The organism is Streptomyces davaonensis JCM 4913, from assembly GCF_000349325.1.
GTDB lineage: Bacteria > Actinomycetota > Actinomycetes > Streptomycetales > Streptomycetaceae > Streptomyces > Streptomyces davaonensis.
Genome location: NC_020504.1, coordinates 1912734 through 1930840 on the forward strand (window position 1 = coordinate 1912734; position 18107 = coordinate 1930840).

General features: G+C 69.2%; 16 protein-coding genes and 1 pseudogene. 10 read left to right on the top strand and 7 right to left on the bottom strand.

The annotated features are described in order from the left end of the window. Window positions 1-85 precede the first annotated feature (85 nt). Window positions 86-3307, bottom strand: a complete 3222-nt coding sequence (locus BN159_RS08450; RefSeq protein WP_015656518.1) for a bifunctional cytochrome P450/NADPH--P450 reductase — start codon at window positions 3305-3307, stop codon at window positions 86-88. Between the two features lie 136 nt (window positions 3308-3443). On the opposite strand from BN159_RS08450, the gene BN159_RS08455 reads away from it, so the two are divergent. Further along, window positions 3444-4100, top strand: a complete 657-nt coding sequence (locus BN159_RS08455) for a TetR/AcrR family transcriptional regulator (protein WP_041818966.1) — start codon at window positions 3444-3446, stop codon at window positions 4098-4100. 69 nt (window positions 4101-4169) lie between these two features. Here BN159_RS08455 and BN159_RS08460 read toward each other — a convergent pair whose 3' ends face one another. The 3 genes and pseudogenes from BN159_RS08460 to BN159_RS08470 form a co-directional block, all read right to left on the bottom strand. Then, the gene (locus tag BN159_RS08460) at window positions 4170-5405 is read right to left on the bottom strand and encodes a PP2C family protein-serine/threonine phosphatase (protein ID WP_041818968.1); all 1236 of its coding nucleotides are present in this window, start codon (window positions 5403-5405) and stop codon (window positions 4170-4172) included. A 100-nt stretch (window positions 5406-5505) separates the two neighbouring features. After that, window positions 5506-6183 (bottom strand): HdeD family acid-resistance protein, encoded by a 678-nt coding sequence (locus tag BN159_RS08465; protein WP_015656521.1) that lies wholly within the window; start codon window positions 6181-6183, stop codon window positions 5506-5508. Between the two features lie 68 nt (window positions 6184-6251). Beyond that, window positions 6252-7124: pseudogene (locus BN159_RS08470) on the bottom strand (AI-2E family transporter); the annotation flags it as partial. 178 nt (window positions 7125-7302) lie between these two features. Here BN159_RS08470 and BN159_RS08475 point away from each other — a divergent pair. From BN159_RS08475 to BN159_RS08490, 5 genes are all read left to right on the top strand, one after another. Then, entirely contained in the window at window positions 7303-7698 is a 396-nt protein-coding gene (locus BN159_RS08475) for a hypothetical protein (RefSeq protein ID WP_086016417.1), read from the top strand. Window positions 7699-8296: 598 nt separating this feature from the next. Further along, the gene (locus BN159_RS08480) at window positions 8297-9226 is read left to right on the top strand and encodes a diacylglycerol/lipid kinase family protein (protein ID WP_015656524.1); all 930 of its coding nucleotides are present in this window, start codon (window positions 8297-8299) and stop codon (window positions 9224-9226) included. A 720-nt stretch (window positions 9227-9946) separates the two neighbouring features. Then, window positions 9947-11017, top strand: a complete 1071-nt coding sequence (locus tag BN159_RS08485) for an aromatic ring-hydroxylating dioxygenase subunit alpha (protein ID WP_015656525.1) — start codon at window positions 9947-9949, stop codon at window positions 11015-11017. After that, window positions 11014-11169, top strand: coding sequence for a hypothetical protein (locus tag BN159_RS46140; protein WP_015656526.1), 156 nt, complete (start codon window positions 11014-11016; stop codon window positions 11167-11169). The genes BN159_RS08485 and BN159_RS46140 overlap by 4 nt, the downstream gene beginning before the upstream one ends. Continuing rightward, complete coding sequence (locus tag BN159_RS08490; protein WP_015656527.1) at window positions 11166-12089, top strand: PDR/VanB family oxidoreductase; 924 nt, start codon at window positions 11166-11168, stop codon at window positions 12087-12089. The genes BN159_RS46140 and BN159_RS08490 overlap by 4 nt, the downstream gene beginning before the upstream one ends. On the opposite strand, the gene BN159_RS08495 is transcribed toward BN159_RS08490, so the two are convergent. After that, window positions 12040-12855, bottom strand: a complete 816-nt coding sequence (locus BN159_RS08495; protein WP_015656528.1) for an IclR family transcriptional regulator domain-containing protein — start codon at window positions 12853-12855, stop codon at window positions 12040-12042. The genes BN159_RS08490 and BN159_RS08495 overlap by 50 nt on opposite strands. 158 nt (window positions 12856-13013) lie before the next feature. On the opposite strand from BN159_RS08495, the gene BN159_RS08500 reads away from it, so the two are divergent. Genes BN159_RS08500 through BN159_RS08515 form a run of 4 tightly spaced genes read left to right on the top strand, consistent with a single transcriptional unit; the run spans window position 13014 to window position 16412 of the window. Then, entirely contained in the window at window positions 13014-13988 is a 975-nt protein-coding gene (locus BN159_RS08500; RefSeq protein WP_015656529.1) for an ABC transporter substrate-binding protein, read from the top strand. After that, the gene (locus BN159_RS08505) at window positions 13985-14758 is read left to right on the top strand and encodes an ABC transporter permease (RefSeq protein WP_041818973.1); all 774 of its coding nucleotides are present in this window, start codon (window positions 13985-13987) and stop codon (window positions 14756-14758) included. The genes BN159_RS08500 and BN159_RS08505 overlap by 4 nt, the downstream gene beginning before the upstream one ends. After that, complete coding sequence (locus tag BN159_RS08510) at window positions 14755-15534, top strand: ABC transporter permease (RefSeq protein WP_041818975.1); 780 nt, start codon at window positions 14755-14757, stop codon at window positions 15532-15534. The genes BN159_RS08505 and BN159_RS08510 overlap by 4 nt, the downstream gene beginning before the upstream one ends. 38 nt (window positions 15535-15572) lie before the next feature. Further along, window positions 15573-16412 carry an ABC transporter ATP-binding protein gene (locus BN159_RS08515; RefSeq protein WP_051113487.1) on the top strand — a complete coding sequence of 280 codons (840 nt, stop codon included), beginning with the start codon at window positions 15573-15575 and terminating at the stop codon, window positions 16410-16412. Here BN159_RS08515 and BN159_RS08520 read toward each other — a convergent pair. Further along, window positions 16363-17040, bottom strand: coding sequence for a GntR family transcriptional regulator (locus tag BN159_RS08520; protein WP_015656533.1), 678 nt, complete (start codon window positions 17038-17040; stop codon window positions 16363-16365). The two genes, BN159_RS08515 and BN159_RS08520, sit on opposite strands and share 50 nt — an antisense overlap. A 65-nt stretch (window positions 17041-17105) precedes the next feature. Further along, on the bottom strand, window positions 17106-18107 hold the full coding sequence (locus tag BN159_RS08525) for a proline racemase family protein (protein ID WP_015656534.1): 1002 nt from the start codon (window positions 18105-18107) through the stop codon (window positions 17106-17108).

Sequence of the window (18107 nt, forward strand, 5' to 3'; positions counted from 1 at the left end):
GGTGCCGGCTGGTTCTGAGCGGGTGGGTGGGACCGGGAGGCGTACGGCCAGGGAGGGGTGTCGCACGCCTCCCGACGTCTGGGAATCAGGCGAAGACGTCCTGCTGGTAGCGCTCGTCGGCTTCCAGCTGGGCGAGCCATCGCTGGGCGGCCTCGTCGTCGCCGCCGGTGTGCTCGCGGTGGACCGCGGCGAGCGCCTCGCGGACGGCGGGCGCCATGCGGCGGCCGTCACCGCAGACGTAGACGTAGGCACCGTCCTGAAGCGCCTGCCACACGGTGCCGGCGGCGCCCGCGATGGCGTTCTGTACGAACCGGGCCGGGTGGCCGGTCACCGCGGAGAAGGCGGTGTGGACCCGGGCGACGCCGGACAGCTCCCACATCTCCATCTCGTCCCGGTAGAAGTAGTCGTGCTGCGGGTGGCGGCAGCCGACGAACACCTGGGACAGGCCCACCTCCGTGCCGTTCTCGTACTGCCGGGCACGTTCCTCCAGGAAGCCGCGCAGCGGTGCGATGCCGGTGCCGGGGCCGATGAGGATCAGCGGTGTCGTGGGGTCGGCGGGCGGGGCGAAGGTCGGGGAGGGCACGCGGACGTAGCCGTAGACGACGTCTCCCGGCTCCAACCGCGCCATGTAGGAGGAGCAGGTGCCGCGGTACTGTCCGTCGCCGGACAGGGCCGGGCCTTCCAGCAGGCCGACGGTCAGGCGCACCTGGCGCGGACTGGCCAGCGGGGAGGAGGAGATGGAGTAGAAGCGCGGACGGATCGGGCCCATCATCTCCAGAAACACCGCGAGCGGCAGTTCGACCGCGGGGAAGCGCTCCAGGAGGGTGAGCACCGAGACACGCTTCTCGAGGATCTCCTCCTGGTACCGCTGTCCGGCTTCCTCGGTGTCGGCCGTGTACGCCTCCAACTGCGGCCGGGTCCAAGGGCACTCGGTGTGCTCGGCCAGGGTCTGTATCTGGGAGCGGGTGGCCAGGTCCTGCAGTTCCAGGAATTCGGTGAGCAGCAGACCCGCGGTGACGGGCGTACCCACCGGCAGGTGCGTCCGGCCGCCCGCGGGCTGCTGCAGCCTGAGCACCTGGTCGCGGTCGACGCCCAGCCGGGCCAGGGCGCGGTCGACCAGCGCGGGCTCGTTCTTGGCGAAGACGGCCAGGTGGTTGCCGGTGTCGTAGGTGACGCCCTCGGGCAGCTCGATGGTGAGGGACTTCGCGGACGGGCGCGGCGGCTCGATGCTGAAGTCCCACAGCCCGGTCGCGTCGGACACGAGCTCCTCGTTGGCCACCACCGTCAGCGGGTAAGCCTGCTCGGAGACGATCGCCGGGCGCACATCCGCCTCGGTCAGCAGCTGCACTTCATAGCGCGGCCCGCCGTCGTCGGAGGTGTCGGCGGCGTATTCCTCGGCCAGAGTGGCCCACAGGCCGTCCATCCAGCGACTCGCCATGCCATCGAAGTCACCGGCGGCGTCGGCGATACCGCGCTCGACGACGGGGGTGGCGCCGGCGGCCAGCAGGGCGGCCTCGATCCGCTGGGGGAACGCCTGATAGGTCGCCACCCACTGGGTGTTGCCGGCGCCCAGCAGCGCGAACCGCACGTTCGACAGCGAGCCCTCGGGCAGCCCGGCGGCGATCAGGTCGTCGAAGCGCTGGGCGTTGTCGGGCGCCTTGCCGTTGTAGCTGGCGGCGACGACGGCAAGCAGACCCTCGGAGGGCAGGTTGTCACCCAGCTCGTCCAGGCTCACCAGCGTGGTGCCGAAGCTGGAGCGCTCACCTCGGTCGGCGATGGTGCGCGCCAGGTCCTCGCACGAACCCAGGCTGGAGCCGTAGGCGACGGTCAGGTTCACCCCGACACCGCTGACCGCTGCCGGCGCCTGCGTGTCCCCGGTCTGCACGTCCGCAGCGCCGAAGACGGTCCGCTCGTGCTCCTGACGACGGCGGACGATCAGCTCGAAGTTGCCGGGCTTGCGCGTCAGCGCCTCCCGGGGGTCCATCTTGTAGTCGTTGGTGTCGGAGAACTTGAACTTCTGCAGCACCAGCGCGAGGGCCAGGCGGGCCTCGGTGAGCGCGAACTGGCGGCCGATGCAGGCACGTACGCCGTTGCCGAACGGCTTGTAGCCGTGCGGGTGGTGCTGGACGCGGTTCTCCGGCAGCCAGCGGTCGATGTCGAACTCGTCCGGCCGGTCCCACGCCTTGGGGTGGGTGTGCAGCGGGCCCTCGAGGATGAGGACCTTCGCGCCCTTCTTCAGCTCGTAGCGGCCGCCGATGACGGTGTCCTCCCGCGCCGTCTTGCCGAACGACGGGATGGGAGCCCACAGGCGCAGGGTCTCGTCCAGGATCCGCGGGATGACGTCCAGCTGCATGATCGTGTCGTAGTCCGGGACGGTGTCGCCGGGCAGCAGGCGGTCCACCTCGGCGTAGGCCTGGGCCAGCGCGTGCGGGTTGCGCATCAGCGAGTACGTGGCGAACGCCAGCAGGCCGCTGGTGGTCTCGTGGCCGGCGATCAGGAACGTCAGCACCTGGTCGCGGACGTTGTCGTCGTACAGCCGATTGCCGGTCTCGGGGTCGGTGGCCTCCAGCATCAGGCCCAGCAGGTCCTCCTCACCGGTGCCCTTCCCCTCGCGGCGCTCCTTGATCACGCTCTCGACCAGCTCCTGCATCAGCTGGACGTTCTCGCCGTACTTCTTGGCATCGGCCTTGCGGAGCTTGGTCATCATCGGCAGCTCCTGCGAGCGCCGCAGCGACTCGATCAGCGCGCCCAGCAGCGCGTTGAGGAAGGGGTGCAGCTCCTCCTTGTCGAAGGAGTCGAACCGGTAGCCGAACCCCGACAGGGCGATGGTGTCCAGCGTCAGCCGGGTGTAGTCGTCGGTGATGTTGACCGGCTGACCCGCCTTGCGCTCCCACTTACCCACCAGGTTCTGGGCGATCTCCAGCATCTGCCCGTAGTAGGCCCTCATGGCCCGCTGGCTGAACGCCGGCAGGAGGATCCGGTGCGCCATGCCCCATTCCTCCTCGTGCTGGTGGGCCGTGAACAGACCCGCGCCCGCGAAGTCCCGGACATGCTGCAGCGGCGTCTTCTCGATCTGCTTGAAGAACCGCGTCTCGTCGGAGACCTCGGCCACCAGGTCCGGGTCGTAGACGAAGATCTGCTCGATACCGGCGATGTCCAGGCCGTAGATGCCGTCGGGGAACTGCATGGACAGCTCGGCGAAGTACTCGACCGGGTTGGTGTCGGGGATCTGCGGCGTGTTGCCGAGCAGGGGGATCCCGCGCGGGGACGGGATGGGACGCAGATCAGTCACGGGTTGCGTGGCCATGGCTTGCTCCTTTGTGCGGAGAAAAGAAAGGGAGGGGCAAGGGCGCTGTGGCATGCCTGGGAAGCCGCTGACAGGCAGCGGGACTCCCGGTTTCCATACGGCGTATGGAACTGCCTTCAGTGGTACCATACGGCGTATGGAAACTCAAAAGAAGGCCCCCCGAGGGACAAGGAAGAGGGACGTACCACTCACCAAGGACGGCATCTGCGCCAAGGCGCTGGAACTCATCGACGCCGACGGGGTCGATGCGCTGACCATGCGCAAACTCGCCGCGGCGCTGGACGCGAACCCGATGTCGCTGTACCACCACGTACCGAACAAGGACGCCGTGCTGCGCGGCGTGACCGAGCGCGTCGGCTCACAGTTCCGCACGCCGGAACGGGAGGACGCCCCCTGGCAGGACCGACTGCGTCAACTGGCGCTGGACTTCCGCGCCTTGGCACACCGTCACCCCAAGCTGATGGGGTACTCCTTCGGGCGCGCCGACTTCGTCCAGCCGGACGACCCGTTCTGGCGCGGACTCACAGACACACTCGCCGCCGCGGAACTGCCCGCTGAAGAAGTCCCGCGCGTCGCCGCCACCCTGCGCGCCGTGTTCACAGGTCTGCTGGTCAGCGAACTGACCGGAGCGCTACAGCGGTGGAGCACCTTCCCCACGACGGCGACGGGCCCCGACCGGGACGAGGCCCCCGCACCCTCGCACGACGTGATCGACACGATGTTCAACCGCGCCCTGGACGCCGCAATCGCCGGCGTGGAGAACCAGCCCACGCGAACCCGCGCGAAGGGGTGACGGGCGGCAGGTGCGTGTCTCTGATCCCGGCCGGAGCAGCTCCGGGAGTGGTCGAGAAGACGCGTGGGGTCATAGGTGGATGATGACGAGAGCGATGTCGTCGGGAGCGCCCCCGGCGACGTCGAGCCGGGCCAGCAGTGCGTCGGCCAGCAGGTCAGCTGGGAGGGTCGGGTCCTGGGCCAGGGCTGTCGTCAGGCGTTCCAGGCCGGCGTCGATGTCCTCGTCGCGGCGCTCGATGAGGCCGTCGCTGTACAGCACGAGGGTGTCTCCCGGGATATAGGGGAGGCCGGCCTGGGGGCGCGGGACATGGTGCTCGCGTGCGCCGAGTGGCGGGTCGGTGGCCTGGTCCAGCAGTTCGCAGGTCCCGTCGGAGTGGAGCAGCACGGGTGGTGGGTGCCCGGCGCTGCTGTAGATGATCAGCCTGCTGCGGGTGTCGATGAGTACCTTGACCGCGGTGGTGGCCATCGCGCCGTCCACGGAGCGGGCATAGAGGCCGAGGATTTCCAAGGCCTGGGCGGGGCTGGGGATGGCGCGGATCACGGCGCTCAGGGCGCTGCGGAGCATGCCCATGACGGCCGCGGCGTGCAGGCCGTGGCCGACGACGTCTCCGACCGCCACGGCGTAGCGGTCGGGTGGTAGGTCGACAACGTCGTACCAGTCGCCGCACACGTTGAGTGAGGTCGTCGCGGGCAAGTAGCGCACGGCGATGTTGGTGTGCCGATCCAGGTCGGGGACGGAGAGCATGGCTTCCTGCAGGGTGACGGCGACCCGCTGTTCGCGGGCGTGGGCCCGGCGCAGTTCCTGGTTCAGCCGGTGCAGCTCTCCGGCCCGCGCATACGGCTCGGCGACCACGCCCTGCGCCCGCTCGGTCGGCTCCTCGCCGAGCGGGCATGCCCGGGAGGAGTGGACGAAGGCCGTGACGTCCGCCACCTGTTGGATGATCCACTTCACACTGCCGTCAGGTCCGCAAATGGGGGTGTGGATCACGGACCACCATCGCTCCTCGAACGCGCCAGGCCGGTCGGGGACGGGAAGGTCGTACCGCTGAAGCACCGCGGTTTCCGGTGTCCCGGTGTGCAGAAGCCGGTGGAGTGACACTTTCAGGTTCTGTTCCGCGTCGTCGCGGACGCCGCGACTGTCCGGCAGGACGTCGAAGAAGTACCGCCCGATCAACTCCTCCTCGGTCCTGCCGATGGTCCGCAGGCATGCCGGGTTGACGTAGCGAATCACCAGGTCCGTATCCAGCACCAGGTACGGGCTTGGGGTGGCGTCGAAGAACGCCGTGAAATCGATGTCCGCCGTCATGGTCATCAGGTGCGGTGCAGTCGCTGACCGAGGTGCCCATCCCACTGCACGGGTGGCGCTTCGCCCGCTCGTCCGTGACTGGCCGGTCCGGCCCCTGTGATCAGTGCTGGGGATGCGGTCGGTGGAACAGGGGCCGCCGCTGTGCGGCAGTGCCGCCCGGAGCGAGACGGCCGACTTCGACGCGCATCCTGATGGCCTGGAACACCTCGACCACGCCGAGGACCACGGCCATGACACCCACCGCCAGGGTGAGTGCGGCGATCGAGGTGAACGGCGAGACGATCAGCACGATGCCCGCCACCGTGCTGATGATCCCGTGGAACAGCTGCCAGCCGCGTGCCGGCATGTCCTCGGCGGAGGCCGCCGCAGCCGTCACCATGATGCCGCGCAGCAGCCAGCTGAAGCCGATCCACAGGGCGAGCAGAAAGATCGACTGCATGGTGCCTCGGAAGCAGATCAGCCCCAGCAGGACGGACAGCGCACCCGTGATGAAGTGCAGGGCACGTAGATGCCCAGGGACGTGCGTGCCGAAGGCGGCGGCCAACTGGAAGACGCCGGTGACCAGCAGATAGATGCCGAAGAGCACGCCGACGACGCGCAGCGTCTCCTCCGGCCAGGCGAAGACCACGACGCCCAGGGCGATCGTGGCCAGGCCCGTGGTGAGCAGGATCTGCCACCCCATGTTCGCCAAGGCGGCCAGGCCTTCGGTCAACGGGGCGTCTTGCGGCTCGGTGCCGCGCGAAGGGCCGGTGCCCGGGGAATCAGAGGGATAAGTCATGCCGCCGCCTCCTCCTGGAACAGCAGGACCGGGCCGTACACCTCCATCGTCACTCACCCGGCCCTGCTTCACCTGGCGGCGGCCTTCGCAAGCCCGGTCAGGAACGGCCGCGGCGACGCAGCAGGCCACGCAGCCACGCGAGCAGCGACGGACCACCCCTGCGGGTAACGTCGGTCGTTCTGTGCCCGCAGATCATCCGCGACGTCGTACCGCTTCACACACGCACTGAAGAACGGCTGCAACGTGGCCACCACCGGAATGGCCATCAGCGTGCCGGCCACACCGAGCAGCGCGGTGCCCGCGATCACGGAGCCGAAGGCCACCGCTGGATGGATGTCCACTGTTTTGGACGTGAGTTTCGGCTGGATCAGATAGTCCTCGAACTGCTGATAGACCACGACGAAGACCAGCACCCACACCGCATACCAGGGGTCGACGGCGAGCGCGGCCAGGATGGGCACGGCCCCGGCCGGATAGGTGCCGATGACCGGGATGAACTGCGACACCACCCCCACCCACACGGCGAGCCCAGGGGCATACGGCACACCCAGCACCGCCAGCATGACGAAGTGGTCGACCGCGATCTCCCAGGCCCGCAGCACCTCGGTCTGCTTGGCCGGTGGCAGCGGCGAGCACAGCGCGCGGCGCAGCCGGGGGCCGTCCACGGCGAAGCAGCAGGCGAAAAGGAAGATCGTCAGCAGCCGGAACAGACCGCCCAGCACGGAAGCCGAGAAGTCAAACACGCCGCCCGCGCTCTTCTGTACGTACGTCCGCAGCCAGTCCGGGCGCAACATCCGGCCCTGGATTTCAACCCGTGACAGATCCGTGTGGAACGTCCGGTTGATCCAGCCGATGAGGGAGTCGAAGTACATCGGGAAGTGCTCGACGATGCCGCTGATCTGGCCCGCCAGGAACGAGCCGAACAGCGCGAAGAACCCCGCCACCGGTCGCGTCCCCGGTCTTGGTGTAGCCGATCATGCCCCGCTGCCTCCGGTCTCGGGCCCGACAGGCGTGTCCCGACATGAGGTGCCCGGCAGTTGTCGCCGGTCGCAGCGGCGCGAACCCCGACATGCCGTGCGGCAAAAGCAATCAGGCCTGCGACCTGGGCGTTCCGCCCGCTTGACCGGCTACACCTCGTGGCAGGACACCACCGTGCAGAGTGCCATCGCCAAGGACCAGGAGGATCTGGCGGCCGCGATCGAACAGGTTCAGCGGGAGACGGAACAGCAGGCAGAGCAACTCCGCCGTGAGGGAGCCGCGCAGAAGGCCGCTGCCGCTGCGTCACTGGAAGAGGCCAGGAACAAGTGGCAGGAGCACGTAGCGAAGGTCAAGAGCCAACTCCAGGAGCGCAAGGGCGAGCTTGACGTGAAGCGTGCCGAGCTCAAGGCGGATGATGCGGAGGGGTGCGCGTCGTTCGCGATCGACTTCGCCGGCTCCGCGATCCTGGAGGCGGAATACGCTGAGCTGGAGGCGGTGCGGGCCCGTACGGAAGCCGAAGCTCTGGCCAGCAGGTAGGAGCCAGGTCGGGAGGACCGACCAATCTCAAGTCTCAAACGGTGCAGCGGGCTGCCCAGGGCAGAGCAGCACCACACGCCACGCCCCAGGGCAGCTCGCCACCGGGCAACTGAAAGCGCGCCCGGGTGCCTTCGCCGCCCGCGATCCCGAACAGGTCCGCCGCCACGGCAGCTTGGGCCTCCAGCACCATGTGGCGTCGAAGACCGCCGTGAAATCGATGTCTGCTGTCCGGCTGCGACTGGAAGCCGACCGCCGCACTCCCGGCGCGGCTGCCCAGCGACGGCCGCTGTTTCGCTCTCGGCCGCACCCCCAGCACTGACCGCGGCGGCTCCGGCACCGCACTCAGGCGGTGCGGGAACCGTCACATCCAGGCCGACCCCGACTTCCACCCATGGAACCGCGCCGACCAGAGGCCCTCAAGCAGCGACTTCGGGTCCAGGTCGAATGCCTGGACTCTGTCGCTGTCGGTCGCGCGGAGGCAAGGAGGGGTCTGCCAGCCTGGTCGTACTGGACTCGATCGGTCGGTCGGCGACCGACGGGCGCGGCGGAAGTGGGTGCGGTGATGGCTGGAGCTGGGGCACGTACTCGGGTGGTGGTCGTGGCAAATCCACGCTCGGGCGGCGGCAAGACTGCCCGTTTCGACCTGGTCAACCGTGCCGAGAGCATGGGCGCACGGGTCTGGTCGACCAGCGCCGAGCAGGACGCAGCGTCACTCGCCAGGCGCGCGGTCCATGAGGGGGCCGAGGTACTGGGGGTCGCGGGCGGCGACGGAACAGTATCGGCCGTGGCCGCGGTGGCCTTCGCCACGGACCGGCCGTTGCTGGTGGTCCCGGCGGGCACGCGCAACCATTTCGCCCGGGATCTGGGCCTCGACATCCGCAACCCGGTGTCCTCACTGAGTGCCGTGACCGACGGCGTGCTCACCCATCTGGATCTCGGCGTGGTGGGCCCGCACGTCTTCGTCAACAACGTGTCGTTTGGCCTCTACGCCGATGCCCTGCTGGACCCCGGGTACCGGGAGGACAAGGCGCGCACCTTCGCGTCGCTCGCCCCCGACTACCTCAAAGGAACGCAAGGGGTCGAGGCCGACGTGGACACCCCGCGGGGAACCGTCCGGTTCCCGCAAGTGGTGCTGGTTTCCAACAACCCGTACCACATCGCCACTCCACGCTACTTGGGGCGCCGCTTCACGCTCACCTCGGGCCTACTCGGCGGCATCGTGCTCAAGGGCCCGACCGACACACCGCCGGATCTCCTCCGAGCCCTCCGCAGCCAGCTGCTGGGACAGCAGCCCGGCCCAGGTCCGGCAGGCGATGCTGCCATCGCTTGGAGGGCGGCCAGCATCACGTTGCACGGCCGGGGACAGCAACTGCTGCACGCAGGGATCGATGGTGAACCCGTGACGCTGCCTCTTCCCGTCACGTGCGAGGCCCGGCCAGGCGGACTGCGAGTGCTGCTGCCAAGAGACCGACCAGGAATCCCAGTGGAGCCGGTGCCCGGGCGCCCAAGAGCACCACGTGATCACTGAGACAGCGGACTCAGACATCCGCCCTATGACCGGGGCGGTTCATGCCGGGTGAGCGAGCACCTGCCGCGCTGCCGCAAGCACGCAGGGCGTCACATCATCAGCTCAAGGCCGAACTTACGGCCTCAAAAGCATCTGGGTTCCCCTCCCGGCCGTTTCCATGGCAGCTGTCTCTCCCCTGCAAAGCCAGGTGGGGCGCCAGTCGCCGCAGGGCGTCAGCCCCGTATCCGCGGCCATCCCCCACCCTCACGGGCCAAAGTGCTCACGGACACCGAACTCTCAACCGCTGCACGGCTACCGTTCTCCCTCCTCCGAGCGGTCTGGACAAAGCGAACCAGTGAAACAGCTCACGGCAGGTCGCAGCGACCAGCGATCGAGTTCAGCCAGAGCAGGGCGGCAAGCAGACATCCCGTACATGAACGAACAGAAATTAGCGCGTTAACTAACAAGAATCTCATCTCCGGACAATCACGGCAGCTGCGCGATCGGATGTGTTCGCCGAGCCCATCACGGGCCACCTCAGGAGTGATCAACCCAGCGGGGACACCCCGCAGCCGCTGCCAGTGACGAGCAAGACGCACGACAACGCCCTGACCAGCTCTTTCGTAGATACGCTTCCGCCTGACAGAAGCCGCCTTGCGCGCTAACCACACCCCTCACGACCCTGATTCCAACCACGGCACGCGGGGCGAGGCCGCCCCGCCGACAGGGACGGGAACCCCCATGCCTCACATGACCGCCTTCGCCAGGAACCAGTGGTACGTCGCCGCCTACAGCCATGAGGTGGGGCGGGAGTTGTTCGGGCGGAGGGTGCTCGGGGAGCCGCTCGTCTTCTACCGCACGGAGGGGGACGGGACCGTCATCGCGCTCAACGACCGGTGTGTGCACCGGCGTTATCCGCTGTCCGAGGCGCCGACGCGGCTCGACGGGGACCGGGTCGTGTGCGGGTATCACGGGTTCACCTACGACACGACCGGCACATGCGTCTATGTGCCGGGGCAGAAACGCATCCCCCGCACCGCCCGCATCGCCTCCTATCCCGTCGTCGAGCAGGACTCGCTGGTGTGGGTGTGGATCGGGGACCCCGACCTCGCCGACCCGCGGAGCATCCCGCGGGCCCGGCACCTGGACTCCCCCGGCTGGGTCACCGTCCGCGGCATGGAGCCCATCGCCTGCGACTACGGGCTCCTCGTCGACAACCTCCTCGACCTGTCCCACGAGACCTATCTGCACGGCGGTTACATCGGCACCCCCGAGGTCGCCGAGACGCCGATCACCACGGAGGTCGACGAGGGCGCCGGGATCGTCCGGGTGAGCCGGCACATGGACGACGCCGAATGTCCGCCGTTCTACGCCAAGTCGACGGGGATCGAAGGGCGGATCATGCGGTGGCAGGACATCGAGTACCACGCGCCCTGTCTCTATCTCCTGCACAGTCGGGTCGCGCCGGTCGGGGTCGTGCCGGAGGTGGACGGCAGTGATCCCGGTGGCTTCCACACCGAGATCACCTACGCCATCACGCCCTCCGGCGACGGCGAGGTGTACGACTTCTGGGCGGTCTCCCGGGACTGGGCGACCGACGACGCGGAGGTCACCGAGTTCCTGCGGAGCAACAACCACACCGTCGTCATGCAGGACGTCACCGCGCTCGATCTGCTCCAGCGCACGCTCGGCACCGAACGGCACGGCTACCAGGAGCTGAGCATCAACATCGACACCGGTGGACTGGCCGCCCGCCGTATCCTCGCGCGGCTGGTCGAGGAGGGCGACAAGCCCGTGGAGAAGGTCCTGTGACGGCACCGACCGGCGAGATCTACCGCATCGACTGGGTGCCGGGCACCGATGTCCTGCACGGCACCTGTCACTGCGGTGCCGAGCACACCGCCGAGGACCCGGTCGCCATGTGGGAGTGGATGCTCGGCCACCCCGAGGGGCATACGTCATGACCGAACTCGTCCTCCGGGAGCGGGAGTTCCTCGCCGACGGGGTGCTCGGGCTCACTTTGGAGCGCCCTCTCGGCGAGCCCCTCCCCGCCTGGGAACCCGGCGCCCACATCGACCTCGTGCTCGCCCCGGGCCTGGAGCGCCAGTACTCCCTGTGCGGCGACCCGGCCGACCGCACCGCCTGGCGGATCGCGGTGCTGCGGGAGGAGGACGGGCGGGGCGGATCCGCCTTCGTGCACGAGCGGTTGGGGGCGGGTGACAAGGTCGAGGTGCGCGGGCCGCGCAATCACTTCGCCCTCCGCCCAGCCCACCGCTACCGTTTCATCGCCGGTGGCATCGGCATCACCCCGATCCTGCCCATGCTCGCCGCGGCGGAGGCGGCGGGCGCCGAGTGGACCCTGCTCTACGGCGGCCGCACGCGCGCCTCGATGGCGTTCACCGAGGAACTCCGCCGCTACGGCGACCGCGTGACCCTCGCGCCCCAGGACGAGACGGGGCTGTTGGATCTGCCGTCGGTGCTCGACGATCTCCCGGACGGCACCCTCGTCTACTGCTGCGGTCCGGGGCCACTCCTGGACGCGGTGGAGGCCGCCACTCCCGCCGGAGTTCTCCACGTCGAGCGGTTCCAGGCGAAGGAACAACAGGCCGACCAGGACACCGAGTTCGAGGTCGTCCTCGCGCAGAGCGGCCGTACTCTCACCGTCCCGCCCGGCGTCTCCGTACTCGACAGCGTGCGCGCCGCCGGGGTCGAGGTGCTGTACTCCTGCACCGAGGGCACCTGCGGCACCTGTGAGACCGATGTCGTCGAGGGCACCCCGGACCACCGGGACTCGGTGCTGACGGAGGCCGAGCGGGCGGCCGGGGACACCATGCTCATCTGTGTGTCCCGGTGCCGGGGGAAGAGGCTCGTGCTGGACCTGTGATCCGGAGGTCGGCCTCGATCCGGGCGACCGTGTCCAGCAGCGGCGGCAGCAGGTCACGGCGCACGGATTCAAGGGAGTTCCGGCCCGCGTGCACCGCGATGTTCACCGCCGCCGTCACCTCGCCGCCCCGGTCCCGCACCGGGGCGGCGATCGAGCGCAGGCCCAGCTCCAGTTCCTGGTCGACGATCGCGTAGCCCTGGCGGCGCACGCGGCGCAGCTCGGCCCGCAGGGCGTCCAGCGTCGTCATCGTGCGCGGGGTCAGCGGGGTCAGGTCGGCGCGTGACAGGCGGGTGTCGATCTCCTCGTCCGGCAGGTCCGCGAGGATCACCCGGCCCACCGAGGTGACGTGGGCCGGGAAGCGGGTGCCCACCGTGATGGCCGCGGTCATGATGCGGCTGGTCGGCACCCGGGCCACGTACACGATGTCGTCGCCGTCCAGGACGCACAGGGACGACGACTCCCGTATGCGGCCGACGAGTTGCTCCAGATGCGGTTCGGCCAGCTCGGGCAGGGTGAAACTGGAGAGGTAGGAGTAGCCGAGCTCCAGGACGCGCGGGGTGAGTCTGAACTGGCGTCCGTCCTGGTGGACATAGCCGAGGTCGGCCAGGGTCAGCAGCAGTCGGCGGGCGGCCGCGCGGGTCAGTCCGCAGTCGCGGGCGACGTCGGAGAGCGTACGGGTGGGGTGCTCGGCGTCGAAGGAACGGACGACGGCGAGGCCGTGCGCGAAGGAGTTCACGAAGTGGCGTCCGCGGCCCGGCTCGGGCATCATCGCCTCCTGTTGCGGAAACTGTGTCAACAATTTTGTCAGCGAAACTGGCTGACCTGATCGGTACAGGCTTCTACCTTCCCGCTGAGCGCATTTGAGCACTACTGTGCGGTCAGCGCACAGCCTGTCGGAACACCGTTGTCTGCACAGGAGGAGTCATGCGTCGTCTGCTCGCCGGTCTCGCGGCAAGCACATTCCTGTTCGCCCTGACGGCCTGCGGCTCGTCCGACGACGGTGACACGTCGGACGACGGGGCGGGATCGCCGGGCGGCGTCACGACCGTCACCGTGGGGCTCATCCCCATCGTCGACGTCGCGCCCCTCTACCTCGGCCAGGAGAAGGGCTTCTACGAAAAGCAGGGCCTGAAGCTGAAGTTGACGACCGCTCAGGGCGGGGCAGCGATCGTGCCGGCCGTGGTCAGCGGGCAGTACCAGTTCGGGTTCAGCAACATGACCTCGCTGATGATCGCCCAGTCCAACAACGTGCCGGTCAAGGCCATCTCCAACGGCATCGCCTCAACCGGCCAGGACGGCAAGGACTTCGGGGCACTGACCGTCAAGGGCGACAGCGCACTGAAGTCGCCGAAGGAGCTCGCGGGCAAGAAGGTCGCCGTCAACACGCTCAAGAACATCAACGAGACCGCGGTGCGCGAGTCGGTGCGCAAGGCGGGCGGTGACCCGGACCAAGTGCAGTTCGTCGAGCTGGCCTTCGACCAGATGCCCGCCGCGCTGGACGCCGGGCAGATCGACGCGGCCATGGTGGTCGAACCGGCGCTCGCCACGATCAAGAGCCAGGGCGGGCGCGAGATCGCCTCCTCGCTGGTCGACGTGGCCCCGAACCTGACGGTGGCGATGTACTTCACCTCCACGCAGTACGGGCAGGAGAACCCGGAGGTGGTGAAGAAGTTCCAGGACGCCACCGCAGAGTCCCTCGCCTACGCCGACGCCCATCCGGACGAGGTCCGCCAGATCGTCACCACGTACACCAAGATTCCGCCCGCGGTGCTGGAGCAGGTGACCCTGCCGAAGTGGCCGGCCGACGCGAACCGCGCCTCCATCGAGAAGCTGATGCAACTCGGCGAGCAGGACGGGCTGTTCAAGACGACCCCGGACCTGGACAAGCTGCTCTCGTGAGGGGCCTGAACGCCATGCTCGGCGCGGCCGGGCTCGCGGTCTTCCTCGCTCTGGGCGAGGCGGTGCCGCGGCTCGGCCTGGTCAAGGAGGAGTACTTCCCGCCGACCAGCCGGATCGCCGACGCCTTCGGGACCGAACTCGCCGACTCCGCCTTCTGGTCGGCGCTCGGCGACACCCTCGCCGGCTGGGCGCTGGGCCTCGCCGTGGCCTCCTGCGCGGGCATCGTGGCGGGGGTGCTGATCGCCGTGGTGCCGTACCTCCGCGAAGCCACCGCCTCCACCATCGAGTTCCTCCGCCCGATCCCCTCCGTCGCCCTGATCCCGCTCGCCGTCCTGCTGTACGGCACGGAACTGCGCTCGGTCCTCCTGCTGGTCGTGTACGCCGCGTTCTGGCAGGTACTGATCCAGGTCCTGTACGGCGTCCAGGACGTGGACCCGGTCGCCGACGAGACGGCGCGGTCGTACGGTCTCGGCACCTGGGCCCGGATCCGGCATGTCCTGTGGCCGACCGCGCTGCCGTACGTCATGACCGGGGTACGGCTCGCCGCCTCGGTGGCGCTGATCCTCGCCGTGACCGCCGAACTCGTCATCGGTGCCCCGGGGTTGGGGGCGCGGATCGCCGTCGCGCAGACCTCGCAGGCGGTGCCGGAGATGTACGCGCTGATCGTGGTCACCGGGCTGCTGGGGCTGCTGATCAACGTGGGCGCGCGCACGGTGGAGCGGTGGGCGCTGGCCTGGCATCAGTCGGTGCGCGGGGAGGTGGCGGTGTGAGGCTGCTGCTGATGCGGCTCGTGTTCGTGCTCGCGCTGCCCGCCGTGCTGGTGGGCGTGTGGTGGCTGGCGTCGGACGACAGTACGGACGTGTACTGGCCACCGCTGCGGACCATCCTGGAGACCTTCCCGGATGTCTGGACCGGCGACCGGCTCAGGGACGACGTACTGCCCAGCGTCCTCCGGCTGACCGGCGGTTACGCCCTGGCGGCCGTGGTGGGTGTCGGGCTCGGCATGGTCATCGGTTCGTACCGGCGGGTGCGCGCGGTGTGCGAGCCGGTGCTGGAGTTCCTGCGGGCGGTGCCGCCGCCGGTTCTGGTGCCGGTCATCATGCTGTTCGCGGGCATCGGCGACACCATGAAGATCACGGTGATCGCGAGCGGCTGTGTGTGGCCGATCCTGCTCAACACCGTCGAGGGCGTGCGCGCGGTCGATCCGGTGATGGCGGAGACGGCCCGCAGTTACGGGGTCAAGGGCACGGCGCGGCTGCGGCATGTGGTGCTGCGATCGGCGAGTCCGCAGATCTTCGCGGGGCTGCGTCAGGCGCTGTCCATCGGCATCATCCTGATGGTCATCAGCGAGATGTTCGCCGCCAGCAACGGGCTGGGCTTCACCATCGTGCAGTTCCAGCGCAGTTTCGCGATCCCCGACATGTGGACCGGGATCCTGGTCCTCGGTCTGCTGGGCTTCGCGCTGTCGGTCGTGTTCCAACTCGTCGAACGGCGGGTGCTGGCCTGGTATCACGGCCTGCGCGCCGCCACCCGGCGGTCACCGTGAGCCTCGTGAACCCCGTGAACCTCGCGAAAGGGCAACCCATGCTCGACGTCCGCGGCCTGAGGAAGGTCTACGAGGGATCAGGCCGGCGCGTGGAGGCGGTGCGCGATCTGACCTTCACCGTCGACGCGGGTGAACTCGCCTGTCTGGTCGGCCCGTCGGGCTGCGGCAAGACGACCCTGCTGAAGTGCATGGGCGGACTGCTCGCCCCGTCCGGCGGTGAAGTGCTGCTGGAGGGCAGCCGGGTGACCGGCCCGCCGCCCGGGATGGCCTTCGTGTTCCAGGAGTACGGGCGCAGCCTGTTCCCCTGGATGCGGGTCGGGCAGAACGTCGAACTCCCTCTGAAGCAGAAGGACTTGGACAAGGGACGGCGCCGGGAGCTGGTGCGGGACGCGCTGGCGTCGGTCGGGCTCGCGGACGCGGTGGGGGCGTATCCCTGGCAGTTGTCCGGCGGTATGCAACAGCGGGTGGCCATCGCCCGCGCGCTGGCCTACGAGCCCCGGGTGCTGCTGATGGACGAGCCGTTCGCGGCGGTCGACGCCCAGACCCGGGCCGAGCTGGAGGACCTGGTACGGCGGTTGTGGCGGGAGCGGGGCATCACGATCCTGTTCGTCACCCACGACATCGACGAGGCCGTCTACCTCGGCGAGCGGGTCATCGTGCTGTCCGCCTCCCCCACCGTCGTCCAGGAGCAGCTGAAGATCGATCTCCCCGACGAGCGGGACCAGTTGCACACCCGGGTGGCCCCGCGCTTCGCCGAGCTGAGGACCCATGTGTACGAGCAGATCCAGGCGGCGAAGCGCGGGACACCGGTCGCGAAGTCGGATGCGCCTACTTGGCGGCCCACAGCCCCCGGACATGGCCCAGGTGCCGGGTCATGACCTCGCGGACCGCGTGCTCGTCGCGGGCCAGCAGGGCGTCGAGGAGTTCGAGGTGCTCCTCGGCGGAGGCCAGCAGCCGGCCCGCCTTCACCAGCGCGGTGAGGCCGTAGAGGCGGGAGCGGCCGCGCAGGTCGCCGACCACCTCGACCAGGTGGGTGTTGCCCGCGAGGGCGAGCAGGCCGAGGTGGAAGCGGGTGTCGGCCTCGACGTACGCGATGAGGTCGCCGGCCGCCGCGGCCTGCACGATCTCACGGGCGGCCGGGCGCAGCGCCTCCAAGGAGACCGCGTCGGCGGTCCTGGCCAGCTCCACCACCGTGGGGATCTCGATGAGCGCGCGGATGTGCTTGTACTCGTCGAGCTGCTTCTCGGAGACCTCTGTGACCCGGAAGCCCTTGTTGGGCACGGTGTCGACCAGGCCCTCCTTGGCCAGATCGAGCATGGCTTCGCGCACCGGGGTGGCCGAGACACCGAAGCGGGCGGCCAGGGTCGGCGCGGAGTACACCTCGCCGGGCAGGAGTTCGCCGGCGATCAGCGCGGCCCGTAGGGCGTCGGCGACCCGCTCGCGGTAGCTGCGCTTCTTGCCGCCCAGCGAGGGCAGGGAGGGGGCGCCGGCGGGCTGGGCGGGCATAGGGAGGTCTCCTAGGGAATGCAATGTCACGCGTCACCGGCATTATCCCCGGTGGGCGGATCGGGCTAGAGAACGAACCCGGCCGGAAACGGATCGTCCGGATCGAGCAGGTACTGGGCCGTCCCGGTGATCCAGGCGCGGCCGGTGAAGCTGGGCAGGACGGCGGGCCGCCCGGCGACCTCGGTGGTGCCGAGGAGCCGCCCGGTGAACCGGGTGCCGATGAAGGACTCGTTGACGAACTCGGTGTGCAGCGGGAGTTCGCCGCGCGCGTGCAGCTGGGCCATCCGGGCGCTGGTGCCGGTGCCGCAGGGCGAGCGGTCGAACCAGCCCGGGTGGATGGCCATGGCGTGCCGGGAGTGGCGGGCGGTGGCGCCGGGGGCGATCAGGTGGACGTGGTGGCAGCCGCGGATGGACGGATCCTCCGGGTGTACGGGTTCGGCCTCCGCGTTGATCGCCTCCATGAGGGACAGGCCCGCCTTGAGGATGTCGTCCTTGCGGGCGCGGTCGAAGGGCAGCCCGAACTCCTCCAGCGGCAGGATGGCGTAGAAGTTGCCGCCGTATGCCAGGTCATATGTCACCGTGCGCCCGTCGGGCAGTGCGATCTTGCGGTCGAGGGCGACGGAGAAGGACGGCACGTTCTTCAGCGTGACCGCCTTCGCGGCCCCGCCCTCCACCGCGACCTCGGCGACGACGAGTCCGGCCGGGGTGTCGAGCCGGATGGTGGTGACCGGTTCGACGACCTCGACCATGCCGGTCTCCACCAGCACGGTCGCCACGCCGATCGTGCCGTGCCCGCACATCGGCAGATAGCCGGAGACCTCGATGTAGATCACGCCCCAGTCGCAGTCGGGGCGGGTGGGCGGCTGGAGGATGGCGCCGCTCATCGCCGAGTGGCCGCGCGGCTCGTTCATCAGGAGCTGCTTGATGTCGTCGCGGTGCTCACGGAACCACAGGCGCCGTTCGTTCATGGTGGCGCCCGGGACCGTGCCGATGCCGCCGGTGACGACCCTGGTGGGCATGCCTTCGGTGTGCGAGTCGACGGCGTGCAGGACGAGTCTGCTGCGCAT

Coding starts and splice junctions, on each gene's coding strand:
- BN159_RS08450 (WP_015656518.1), bottom strand. CDS start 3,307: ATGGCCACGCAACCCGTGACTGATCTGCGTCCCATCCCGTCCCCGCGC.
- BN159_RS08455 (WP_041818966.1), top strand. CDS start 3,444: ATGGAAACTCAAAAGAAGGCCCCCCGAGGGACAAGGAAGAGGGACGTA.
- BN159_RS08460 (WP_041818968.1), bottom strand. CDS start 5,405: ATGACGGCGGACATCGATTTCACGGCGTTCTTCGACGCCACCCCAAGC.
- BN159_RS08465 (WP_015656521.1), bottom strand. CDS start 6,183: ATGACTTATCCCTCTGATTCCCCGGGCACCGGCCCTTCGCGCGGCACC.
- BN159_RS08485 (WP_015656525.1), top strand. CDS start 9,947: ATGCCTCACATGACCGCCTTCGCCAGGAACCAGTGGTACGTCGCCGCC.
- BN159_RS08490 (WP_015656527.1), top strand. CDS start 11,166: ATGACCGAACTCGTCCTCCGGGAGCGGGAGTTCCTCGCCGACGGGGTG.
- BN159_RS08495 (WP_015656528.1), bottom strand. CDS start 12,855: ATGCCCGAGCCGGGCCGCGGACGCCACTTCGTGAACTCCTTCGCGCAC.
- BN159_RS08500 (WP_015656529.1), top strand. CDS start 13,014: ATGCGTCGTCTGCTCGCCGGTCTCGCGGCAAGCACATTCCTGTTCGCC.
- BN159_RS08515 (WP_051113487.1), top strand. CDS start 15,573: ATGCTCGACGTCCGCGGCCTGAGGAAGGTCTACGAGGGATCAGGCCGG.
- BN159_RS08520 (WP_015656533.1), bottom strand. CDS start 17,040: ATGCCCGCCCAGCCCGCCGGCGCCCCCTCCCTGCCCTCGCTGGGCGGC.
- BN159_RS08525 (WP_015656534.1), bottom strand. CDS start 18,107: ATGCGCAGCAGACTCGTCCTGCACGCCGTCGACTCGCACACCGAAGGC.